At 44.5% G+C, this 11,329-nt stretch carries 10 protein-coding genes; 8 read left to right on the forward strand and 2 right to left on the reverse strand.

Annotation, left to right across the window (positions count from 1 at the left end; genetic code table 11):
* The first annotated feature begins 5 nt into the window (after positions 1 to 5).
* From fmt to EJF26_RS09405, 8 genes are all read left to right on the forward strand, one after another.
* Positions 6 to 941, forward strand: coding sequence for a methionyl-tRNA formyltransferase (gene fmt / locus EJF26_RS09370; RefSeq protein WP_000163665.1), 936 nt, complete (start codon positions 6 to 8; stop codon positions 939 to 941).
* Positions 934 to 2,247: a 16S rRNA (cytosine(967)-C(5))-methyltransferase RsmB gene (gene rsmB, locus EJF26_RS09375; protein WP_004246110.1), complete on the forward strand. Its 1,314-nt coding sequence runs from the start codon at positions 934 to 936 to the stop codon at positions 2,245 to 2,247. Before fmt ends, rsmB begins: the two co-directional genes overlap by 8 nt.
* A 15-nt stretch (positions 2,248 to 2,262) precedes the next feature.
* Positions 2,263 to 3,003: a Stp1/IreP family PP2C-type Ser/Thr phosphatase gene (locus tag EJF26_RS09380; RefSeq protein ID WP_000401538.1), complete on the forward strand. Its 741-nt coding sequence runs from the start codon at positions 2,263 to 2,265 to the stop codon at positions 3,001 to 3,003.
* Positions 3,000 to 4,883 carry a Stk1 family PASTA domain-containing Ser/Thr kinase gene (gene pknB / locus EJF26_RS09385; RefSeq protein ID WP_000614515.1) on the forward strand — a complete coding sequence of 628 codons (1,884 nt, stop codon included), beginning with the start codon at positions 3,000 to 3,002 and terminating at the stop codon, positions 4,881 to 4,883. The genes EJF26_RS09380 and pknB overlap by 4 nt, the downstream gene beginning before the upstream one ends.
* Positions 4,884 to 4,970: 87 nt before the next feature.
* On the forward strand, positions 4,971 to 5,729 hold the full coding sequence (locus tag EJF26_RS09390) for a threonine/serine exporter family protein (protein WP_000344524.1): 759 nt from the start codon (positions 4,971 to 4,973) through the stop codon (positions 5,727 to 5,729).
* A 1-nt stretch (position 5,730) separates the two neighbouring features.
* Complete coding sequence (locus EJF26_RS09395) at positions 5,731 to 6,168, forward strand: threonine/serine exporter family protein (protein ID WP_000176904.1); 438 nt, start codon at positions 5,731 to 5,733, stop codon at positions 6,166 to 6,168.
* 136 nt (positions 6,169 to 6,304) lie between these two features.
* Positions 6,305 to 7,477 (forward strand): hydroxymethylglutaryl-CoA synthase, encoded by a 1,173-nt coding sequence (locus EJF26_RS09400; RefSeq protein ID WP_025168949.1) that lies wholly within the window; start codon positions 6,305 to 6,307, stop codon positions 7,475 to 7,477.
* The gene (locus tag EJF26_RS09405; RefSeq protein WP_000750332.1) at positions 7,477 to 8,751 is read left to right on the forward strand and encodes a hydroxymethylglutaryl-CoA reductase, degradative; all 1,275 of its coding nucleotides are present in this window, start codon (positions 7,477 to 7,479) and stop codon (positions 8,749 to 8,751) included. The genes EJF26_RS09400 and EJF26_RS09405 overlap by 1 nt, the downstream gene beginning before the upstream one ends.
* A gap of 36 nt (positions 8,752 to 8,787) precedes the next feature.
* Here EJF26_RS09405 and EJF26_RS09410 read toward each other — a convergent pair whose 3' ends face one another.
* Entirely contained in the window at positions 8,788 to 9,753 is a 966-nt protein-coding gene (locus tag EJF26_RS09410) for a LacI family DNA-binding transcriptional regulator (protein WP_000225991.1), read from the reverse strand.
* Positions 9,734 to 11,188: a sucrose-6-phosphate hydrolase gene (locus EJF26_RS09415; RefSeq protein ID WP_000455279.1), complete on the reverse strand. Its 1,455-nt coding sequence runs from the start codon at positions 11,186 to 11,188 to the stop codon at positions 9,734 to 9,736. The genes EJF26_RS09410 and EJF26_RS09415 overlap by 20 nt, the downstream gene beginning before the upstream one ends.
* Positions 11,189 to 11,329 lie beyond the last annotated feature (141 nt).

Here is an 11,329-nt window from a genome sequence, read left to right on the forward strand (position 1 = left end):
AAGAAATGACAAAACTAATCTTTATGGGGACACCTGATTTTTCAGCGACAGTTTTGAAGGGTTTGTTATCAGACGACCGTTACGAGATTCTAGCTGTTGTGACCCAGCCAGACCGCGCTGTCGGCCGAAAAAAAGTGATCCAAGAAACCCCAGTCAAGCAAGCAACCAAAGAAGCAGGTCTTCCTATCTACCAGCCTGAAAAATTATCTGGAAGTCCAGAGATGGAAGCCATTATGAATCTAGGGGCGGATGGGATTGTGACCGCTGCTTTTGGACAATTTCTCCCAAGTAAACTTCTTGATAGCATGGATTTTGCGGTCAATGTTCACGCTTCCCTCCTTCCTAAACACCGTGGTGGCGCTCCTATCCATTATGCCTTGATTCAAGGCGATGAGGAAGCTGGTGTGACCATTATGGAGATGGTTAAGGAAATGGATGCAGGAGATATGATTTCTCGTCGCAGTATTCCCATCACTGATGATGACAATGTTGGAACCTTGTTTGAGAAATTGGCGGTTGTTGGTCGTGATTTGCTTTTGGATACGCTACCTGACTACCTAGCAGGAGAAATCCAACCTGAACCACAAGATCCTAGTCAAGTCACTTTCTCGCCAAATATCAAGCCAGAAGAAGAGAAACTCGATTGGACTAAAACCAATCGCCAACTCTTCAACCAAATCAGAGGGATGAATCCATGGCCTGTTGCCCATACTTTTTTCAAGGGAGACCGCTTTAAGATCTATGAAGCCCTGCCAGTAGAAGGTCAGGGAAATCCAGGTGAGATTCTGCTTATCGGTAAGAAAGAATTAATCGTAGCAACGGCTGAAGGAGCTCTATCTCTCAAGCAAGTGCAGCCAGCTGGTAAACCTAAGATGGACATCGCATCCTTCCTCAACGGAGTGGGACGGACATTGACTGTAGGAGAACGATTTGGTGACTAAAGTAGAAACGGCGAGAAATCTAGCTCTAGCAGTGCTAGAGGATGTTTTTGTCAATCAAGCATATTCAAATATCGCCTTAAACAAACACCTCAAAGGGAGTCGACTCTCAGCAGCAGACAAGGGTTTGGTAACAGAGATTGTCTATGGAACGGTAGCTCGTAAACTGACTCTGGAATGGTACCTGTCCCACTTTATCGAAGATCGGGATAAGCTAGATAACTGGCTCTATATCCTGCTCCTTCTGAGCGCCTACCAACTCCAGTATCTAGACAAGGTACCTGATCATGCCGTCGTAAATGAAGCGGCAGAATTGGCAAAAGCCCGTAAAAAAGGCAGTGAAAAAATGGTCAATGCTGTCCTTCGTCGTATCTTGCGAGAAGGGTGGCCAGATATTGCAACTATCAAACGCAAAAACAAACGTGATTCCATTGCCTATTCTCTCCCAGTTTGGCTAGTGTCTATGCTCAAGGAAGAATACGGTGAAGAGCGAGCGCAAGCCATCTTTGAAAGTCTCTTGGTGCGAAACAAGGCCAGTATTCGGGTGACCGACTTGAGCCGAAAAGAGGAAATCAAAGCTTTGTTAGAGGTGGCTGATTCCCCTTTGGCAGCCACTGGTCTGGTCAAGGAGCAAGGTCACTTTGCAGGACATGATTTGTTCGCAGAAGGGGCCATTACCATCCAAGATGAGTCTAGTCAATTGGTTGCTCCGACCCTTCGTCTACAAGGTGATGAGCGGGTGCTTGATGCCTGTGCCGCTCCTGGTGGGAAAACAGCCCATATGGCTTCTTACCTCACATCCGGTAAGGTGACGGCTTTGGATCTTTATGATCACAAGTTGGACTTGATCCAAGAAAACGCCCAACGTCTGGGTGTGGCAGATCGAGTGCAAACGCAAAAATTGGACGCTAGAAAAGTGCATGAGTTTTTTGAAAAAGACTCTTTTGACAAGATTTTAGTAGATGCCCCTTGTTCTGGAATTGGTCTTTTGCGCCGCAAACCAGATATCAAATATAATAAAGAAATGGCGGATTTCGCATCATTACAGCAAATTCAGCTGGAAATACTAGGTAGTGTTTGTCAAACCTTACGAAAAGGTGGTATAATAACGTATAGTACCTGCACTATCGTCTCAGAGGAGAACTTTCACGTCGTTGAGGCATTTTTAGAAAGTCACCCCGAGTTTGAGCAGGTTAAACTAGAACATGAATGCAAGGATATTTTGAAGGACGGCTGTATCTTGATCACTCCTGAATTGTACGGAAGTGATGGATTCTTTATCAGCCAATTCCGCAAGATGTCTGATTAGGAAGGAACTGACACAATGGAAATAGCATTATTAACAGATGTTGGTCAGAAACGAACAAATAACCAAGACTATGTCAATCACTTTGTCAACCGAGCAGGACGCACCATGATCCTCTTGGCTGATGGGATGGGAGGACACCGTGCAGGCAATATCGCTAGTGAGATGGCGGTAACAGACCTGGGCGTGGCTTGGGTTGATACCCAAATCGACACCGTCAATGAGGTCCGTGAATGGTTTGCCCACTATCTGGAACTTGAAAATCAAAAAATTCATCAGATGGGGAAAGACGAAGCCTATAAGGGGATGGGAACAACGCTTGAAGCAGTAGCCATTATTGGAAATCAAGCTATTTATGCCCATATCGGTGATTCTCGTATCGGTTTGATCCGTGGTGAAGATTATCGCCAGCTCACGAGTGATCATTCTTTGGTTAATGCTCTGCTAAAGGCTGGCCAGCTAACTCCAGAGGAGGCAGAAATTCATCCGCAGAAAAATATCATTACCCAATCCATTGGGCAAAAAGATGAAATTCAACCAGATTTTGGCATGGTTAGCCTAGAGCCAGGAGACTACCTCTTGCTCAACAGTGACGGCTTGACCAATATGATCTCAGGAAGCGATATCTACGATATCGTAACGAGTGATATTTCCTTGGCAGACAAGGCGGCAACTTTGATTCGTTTTGCAAACAATGCAGGAGGCTTAGATAATATCACGGTTGCCCTTGTTCACATGAATGAGGAGGAAGTAGAATGATCCAGATCGGCAAGATTTTTGCCGGACGATATCGGATTGTCAAACAGATTGGTCGAGGAGGCATGGCGGATGTTTACTTGGCCAAGGATTTGATCCTAGACGGGGAAGAAGTGGCGGTTAAGGTCCTGAGGACTAACTATCAGACAGATCCGATTGCTGTGGCACGTTTTCAACGTGAAGCGAGAGCCATGGCGGATCTGGATCATCCCCATATCGTTCGAATAACAGATATCGGTGAGGAAGACGGTCAGCAGTACCTAGCTATGGAGTATGTGGCAGGGCTTGACCTCAAACGTTATATCAAAGAACACTCCCCTCTCTCAAATGAAGAAGCCGTCCGTATTATGGGACAGATTCTCTTGGCGATGCGTCTGGCGCATACGAGAGGGATTATCCACCGAGATTTGAAACCTCAAAATATCCTATTGACACCAGATGGAACTGCCAAAGTTACAGACTTTGGGATTGCCGTGGCCTTTGCAGAGACCAGTCTGACACAGACCAACTCCATGCTCGGTTCAGTTCACTATCTCTCACCTGAGCAGGCCCGTGGTTCCAAGGCAACTGTGCAGAGTGACATCTATGCTATGGGGATTATTTTCTATGAAATGTTGACTGGACATATCCCTTATGATGGGGATAGTGCAGTGACTATTGCCCTCCAGCATTTCCAAAAACCACTCCCATCTGTTATTGCTGAGAATCCAGCAGTACCACAAGCTTTGGAAAATGTCGTTATCAAGGCAACGGCCAAGAAATTAACAGATCGCTATCAGTCTGTATCAGAAATGTATGTGGACTTGTCGAGTTGTTTATCTCACAATCGTAGGAGAGAACCAAAGCTAGTCTTTGATGAGGCAAGCAAGGTTGATACCAAGACCTTGCCTAAAGTTCCACAAAGCACTCTGACCTCTATTCCGAAGGCTAAGCCACAATTAGAGCGACCTCAATCAAAACAGCAGACTCAGCAGGTGGTAGATGAAGCACCAGTACCAAAACCAACGAAAAAACGGAAGTTTAAAGCTCGCTACATGATTTTACTGGCCAGTGCCTTGCTAGTTGCAGCCTCTTTGATTTGGATCTTCTCCCGAACTCCAGCGACTATTGCTATTCCAGATGTATCGGGACAGACAGTTGCTGAAGCTAAAGAAACACTGAAGAAAGCTAATTTTGAAGTAGGTGAAGAAAAGACCGAGGCCAGCGACACAGTAGCCGAAGGTCGCGTCATTCGAACAGATCCAGAAGCTAGAAGCGGTCGAAAAGAAGGAAGCAAAGTAAATCTAATCGTTTCATCAGGTAAGCAATCCTTCCAACTAAGTAACTATGTAGGACGTAAGTCCTCGGATGTTGTCGCAGAGCTCAAAGAGAAAAAGGTTCCAGAAAATCTTATCAAGATCGAGGAAGAGGAATCTAGCGAAAGCGATCCAGGAACAGTCATTAGGCAAACCCCAGCTGCAGGAAGTACTTACGACCTCACGAAAGCCAGCACGATTACCTTAACAGTTGCTAAGAAGGTAACTAGTGTCTCGATGCCAAGTTACATTGGTTCAAGTCTCGAATTTACTAAGAACAATTTGACTCAGATTGTTGGTGTAAAAGAGGCCAATATCGAAGTTGTGGAAGTATCAACTGCTCCTGAAGGAACTACTGCAGGAACAGTTGTTAGTCAGGATCCTAAACCTGGAGAAAAGGTAGATCTCAATAAAACACGTGTTAAGATTTCTATTTATAAACCAAAACCACTTCCTTCTTCATCAAGTTCGTCTCAACACGGAAATTCAGGAACAGACACGACGCCTTCACAGAGTAACAATCAAGGTAGCAATCCTACAACGGATTCTTCAGATGGCAGTAGAACGTCAAGTAATGAACGAAATTAACCCAATCTTTGTCATGAAATCATGACAAAGATTTTTTTTCATGAACTTTTGTGATAGAATAAAGGGAGTAGAAAATAGGAGTAGAAAATGGACGAATCAAAAGAGTTAAATGCTGTCATTGATGTGATTATGCTAGCTGGAACCATTCTCTTGAAAAGTGGTTCGGAGATTCATCGGGTTGAGGACACCATGATTCGCATTGCCCATTCACAGGGAATAGTGGATTGCAATGTTCTTGCCATGCCCGCGGCTATTTTCTTTTCGATTGAAAACACCAATATTTCTCGTATGAAACGGGTGACGTCATCCTCCTATAACATCGAAAAAGTCTGTGATGTCAACCAAGTATCACGAGAACTTGTGGGTGGCCAGATTGATCTTTCTATAGCTTTTAAAAAGCTGAAGGAAATCAGAAATCAAGCTCTTCCTTATAGCAAGCTCCAAGTGACTGTAGCAGCAACCCTCAGCGCCCCTTTCTTCTCGATTATGTTTGGCGGTAATGTCTATGATGCTTTTGGAGCAAGCGTTGCGACCTTGTTTGGTTTTGCTTTCTCTCTCTATGTCGAGAAGTTTATCCGAATTCCTTTTGTAACAGCTTTTGCGGGTGCCTTTGTTTTTGGCTTGATTGCCCAGTTCTGGGCTCGCTATACTGGCTTTCCTTCGACGGCAGACCTGATCATAGCAGGAGCTGTCATGCCCTTTGTTCCAGGGATTGCTCTGACCAATGCGGTTCGGGATATCATGACCAACCATATCAACTCTGGTATGAGCAAGATGTTTGAATCCTTGCTCATTACCCTCGCTTTAGGGGCCGGCACATCTGTCGCCCTGGTTTTGATGACATAAGATGACTCTAACAAGTATTTTACTCCAAGCAGTGGCGAGTTTACTCGCCATTATCACCTTTCTAATCGTACTGAATGTTCAACGCTCCATGCTCCTACCTGGTGGTATTTTGGGAATGGGCGTTTGGCTCCTCTATCTCGTGCTCAAAGAACCAACCAATGTTATTGTAGCGACCTTTATCGCAGCAGTAATTGGCTCTTGCATCAGCCAGATTTTAAGTATTGTCTATAAGACACCAGCGGTGGTTTTTGTCTTGGCCATTCTTGCCCCCTTGGTGCCAGGTTATCTATCCTATCGGACGACAGCTTTCTTTGTGACAGGCGATTACAGTCATGCTATTGCCAGCGCGACTTTGGTGGTTATGTTAGCCCTTGTTATTTCTATTGGAATGGCAAGTGGAACGGTGATTCTAAAGCTCTATTACTACATCCGAAAATAGCGAGGAATATCTTCCTAATGCAGTCAAAGCAAAGACTTGATTTGGTGAATCAAGTCTTTTTTCTCTCTTTTGCTCCTATTTGTGATAAAATAGAATGAAACGATTTTTTACAATGAATGAAAAAACAGAGGTAAATATGACAATCGGTATTGATAAGATTGGTTTTGCTACCAGTCAATTCGTCTTGAAATTACAAGACCTAGCAGAAGCAAGGGGAGTTGACCCCGAAAAATTTAGCAAGGGACTCTTGTTAAATGAAATTAGTATTGCGCAACTGACCGAGGACATTGTTACCTTGGCAGCTAGTGCCAGCAACTCTATTTTAACAGATAAAGAAAAAGAAGAAATCGATATGGTCATCGTAGCTACCGAGTCAGGGATTGACCAGAGTAAGGCGGCGGCAGTCTTTGTTCATGGCCTATTAGGCATTCAGCCTTTCGCTCGTAGCTTTGAAATCAAAGAAGCTTGCTATGGAGCAACAGCTGCCCTCCATTATGCTAAATTGCATGTGGAAAATTCTCCAGAGTCCAAGGTTTTGGTCATCGCCAGTGATATTGCCAAGTATGGTGTGGGAACTCCAGGTGAACCAACTCAGGGTGCTGGAAGTGTAGCGATGTTGATCACCCAAAATCCGCGCATCATGGCCTTTAACAATGATAACGTTGCCCAAACGCGCGACATCATGGATTTCTGGCGTCCGAACTACTCAAGCACTCCTTATGTAAACGGCATGTACTCGACCCAACAGTATCTTGATTGCCTGACAACGACTTGGGATGAATATAAGAAACGCTACGATTGGACTATGGATGACTTTGCGGCCATCTGCTTCCACTTACCTTATCCTAAGTTGGCCCTAAAAGGTTTGCGCAAGATGATGGACAAAACCTTATCTCGAGAGAAAAAGGATAGTCTGCAAGAAAACTTTGATAAGTCCATTCTCTACAGTCAGATGATTGGAAATATCTACACAGGTTCTCTCTTCCTCGGCCTCCTCTCTCTTTTGGAAAATGCAGAGATTTTGAAGGCTGGAGATAAAATTGCCCTCTACAGTTACGGAAGTGGAGCCGTTTCAGAGTTCTTTAGTGGAGAGCTGGTCGAAGGCTATAAGGCTTACCTTGATAAGGATCGCTTGAGCAAACTCAAACAACGTACAGCATTGTCTGTTGCAGACTATGAAAAAGTCTTCTTCGAAGAATTACAGTTGGATGAATCTGGTTCAGCCCAATTTGCAGGCTATGAACATCAAGACTATGCCTTGGTTGAAATTGTCGACCACCAACGCCGTTATAGCAAGGTTGAAAAATAATGAAGAAAAGTTGGAATGGATTTTCTAAAAAATCATACCATGAGCGCCTTGAGTTGTTGAAAGCTCAGGCGCTCCTTAGTCCTGAAAGGCAAACCAGTCTGGAGCAGGATGAACAAGTCAGCTTGGCAGTTGCAGACCAGCTGAGTGAGAATGTAGTAGGAACTTTTTCTCTGCCTTATTCTATCGTTCCAGAACTTTTAGTGAACGGTCAGGACTACACAGTTCCCTATGTGACAGAAGAACCCTCAGTGGTTGCTGCGGCTAGCTATGCCAGCAAAATCATCAAGCGAGCAGGTGGCTTTACTGCTAAAGTACATGAGCGCCAGATGATTGGTCAGGTAGCCCTTTATCAAGTTGCTGATCCTGAACAAGCGCAAGAGAAGATTGCCAACAAGAAAGCGGAACTCTTGGAACTTGCCAATCAAGCCTATCCGTCTATCGTTAAACGAGGTGGTGGGGCGCGTGATTTGCATGTAGAGCAGATCAAAGGTGAAACAGACTTTCTCGTTGTTTATCTCCACGTCGATACTCAGGAAGCCATGGGAGCCAATATGCTCAACACCATGCTGGAGGCTTTAAAGCCAGTATTAGAAGAACTCAGTCAGGGACAGAGCCTCATGGGAATCCTGTCCAACTACGCAACCGATTCTCTGGTGACTGCAAGCTGTCGTATCGCCTTTCGCTACTTGAGTCCTCAAAGGGATCAAGGACGAGAAATTGCGGAGAAAATAGCTTTGGCTAGCCAGTTTGCACAGGCTGATCCCTACCGAGCAGCTACTCACAATAAAGGGATTTTTAATGGTATTGATGCCATTTTGATTGCCACTGGTAATGACTGGCGTGCCATCGAAGCTGGGGCCCATGCCTTTGCCAGTCGAGATGGACGCTATCAAGGTCTTAGTCAATGGACGCTGGACATGGAAAGAGAAGAATTGGTCGGTGAGATGACCCTACCCATGCCGGTAGCGACCAAGGGTGGCTCAATCGGTCTCAACCCACGTGTAGCCCTCAGCCATGAACTACTAGGGAATCCTTCTGCTAAGGAATTAGCTCAGATTATCGTGTCCATCGGTCTTGCCCAAAACTTTGCGGCCCTCAAAGCCTTGGTAAGTACAGGCATCCAGCAAGGTCACATGAAATTACAGGCCAAATCCCTAGCTCTCCTAGCCGGTGCTAGTGAGTCCGAGGTTGCTCCCCTAGTTGAGCGCCTCATCGCTGATAAAACTTTCAACTTAGAGACAGCCCAGCGCTATCTAGAAAACTTAAGATCATAAAAAAACTCAGACGAATTGGTCTGAGTTTTCTTGTGTTTAAATACTTTTTCCGGGTAATAGAGTAACTGGTAAGAAATAACCAGTTGTCGCGACTTCCTTACCTTCAATCTTCTGCAGGAGAAGATCGACAGTGAGTTGGGCAATCTCTTTCATAGGCTGCTTAATTGTTGTCAAATGAGGGTAGTAGTTCTCGATAAAGTAGGTACCATCATAGCCGATGACCTTGAGCTCTTCAGGAACAGAAATTCCTAGCTCTTGAGCGATTTTGATAACCAGAATGGCTGTCAAATCATCCGAAGCAAAGATAGCATCTGGTTTCTGATGGGTCAAGATATTCTTGATTTCCATTTCTTTTCGGACGGGAGAAAAGTCACTCGAAACATTGATAATAGGCGCTTTCGGGAGAACAGAGGCAAATCCAGCATGGCGCAGTCCAGTTGGTGAGTTAGAGTTGTCATTTCCTGTAATCATGATGATAGACTGAGCTCCTGTCTTAACCAGAGTTTGGGCTGCGAGAACCCCGCCACCGTAGTTATCAGAGGAGACGACAGGGATGTCAGGTGATAGATTTCGGTCAAAGGAAATAATCGGTGCCGTCACACGATTGTAGTCTTCGATTCCCAAGTTGTGACTTCCAGAAATGATACCGTCTACCTGGTTGGCCTCCAGCATTTCAATGTACTCCCGTTCTTTTTCCGAGTCGTGTTCGCTGTTACAGATGATGGTCTTGTAGCCATTTTTGAAGAGCTGGTGTTCCAACTTGTCAATCAACTCCGCATAAAAGACATGACTGATGTTTGGAAAAATAAGTCCAATCAACTTAGCCGATTTCCCTTGAAGACTACGAGCCAGATTGTTGGGTTTATAGCCCAATTCTCGCATGGCCTCATTGACTTTTTGAATGGTTTTCTCAGATAGATAACCCTTTTTATTGATGACTCGTGAGACGGTAGTGGGGCTGACGCCTGCAAGTTTTGCGACATCAGTTAGTTTTGCGACCATAATCTAATTCATAGTAAGTTCCAGTTGGATTTCCAGACTTGATGAGGATACCATTTTGATCCGCATGTGGGAAGACACGGCCAGAAAATACTTTTTCTCCTTTATTGATGAAAATTTCAAAGACTGACTTGTCGATGAAGATAGTGGCAGTAGTAGCTTGGTTATCGATAGGGCAAGAGCGAGTTGTACCAAATTCTTGGGCGTACTGCTCACCAGCCTGACTACGATCCACTGTCACCTGTCCATTGACAAGGTCAAAGTTGATTGAAAGCCCCTTGCCTTCTTTATCGGCTAGTAAGACAATCTCGCTTTGGCTATTGGCCTCCAAGTTGAGCTCCAGTTCATAGGTGTTATTGGTTTGAGTACGATTTGAGAAGGCTTCTTCAGAGGAACGAAGTTCTTTGACGGCTGAGACCGGATATTGGTAGAGTTTGCCATCTTTGATAGTGAGTTCTTTGACCAATGAGAAGGTTCCTTGGTGGTCAAAACGGTCAGATGGGTAGGAAATATCTGGTAACCCAAGCCAACTTACTGCCAATGCACGTCCATCTGGAGCGTTGAAGGCTTGAGTTGCATAGGCTTCAAAACCATAGTCTAGATTTTGCAATGGAGACACGTCTACCATTTTAGCATTTTCAGGATCAAAGGAAGCCCCGATTTTGTACATGTTTGGATAAATATTATCATAGTCTAGAACACTCTTATCCAATCCTTGTGGACAGTAGAGAAGGACAGGTTGCTCCCCTACAAAGACTAGATTTGGACATTCCATCATGTAGGCAGTGCGGTCGTTAGCAAAGTCAAGGTCGTCAACTGCTTGCCAGTTTGTATAATCATTGTCCACAGCCTTGTAGAGATGGACGAAGCCTTTTTTCTCCAAGTCCTGTCCACCGACGATAGCATAATATTGCCCCTTGAAGTTAAAAATTTGCGGATCGCGGAAGTGATCAGTAGAGTCTGCTGGCTGGTCAATCAAGATCTTGTCAATCTTTGTAATCTTGCCATTCTTATCCATCAGGGCACCAACCTGGTAAGGGTGACGGATCCAATTTTCATCACGGACATTTCCAGTATAAAATAGGAACAACTGATCGCCAAACTGCATGGCAGAACCAGAGTAGGCACCGTGGCTATCTAATGGAGTATCTGGCAAAACTTTGACTCCAGTTTCTGTAAAGTGCACCAGATCATCGCTTTCAAGCTGCACCCAAGACTTCAAGCCATGAGCTGCACCAAAGGGGAAGTTCTGGTAAAAGAGAATCCATTTGCCATCAAAATAAGAAAAGCCATTTGGATCATTGAGAAGCCCCATTTTAGGCTCGACATGGTAACGAGTATGCCAAGGAGATCGTGCCATCTTTTCCTTGATTTGCTTGATTTCATCATTAGACCAGTCTTCATAGCGTCTATAGCGGAGCTCGGTTGTCCATTCCATTTTATCTTTCCTCCATAAGTTCTATTCTATTATTAATAGTAAACGTTTTCGGTAAAAAAAGCAAGTCTTTTATGTTAAAAAAGAGAAAAATATGTCAAACGATTGCCAGAAATCAAGTAAAGGAAATCTGGCAAATTTTCA

The organism is Streptococcus oralis subsp. dentisani (assembly GCF_007475365.1).
Lineage (GTDB): Bacteria > Bacillota > Bacilli > Lactobacillales > Streptococcaceae > Streptococcus > Streptococcus mitis_AX.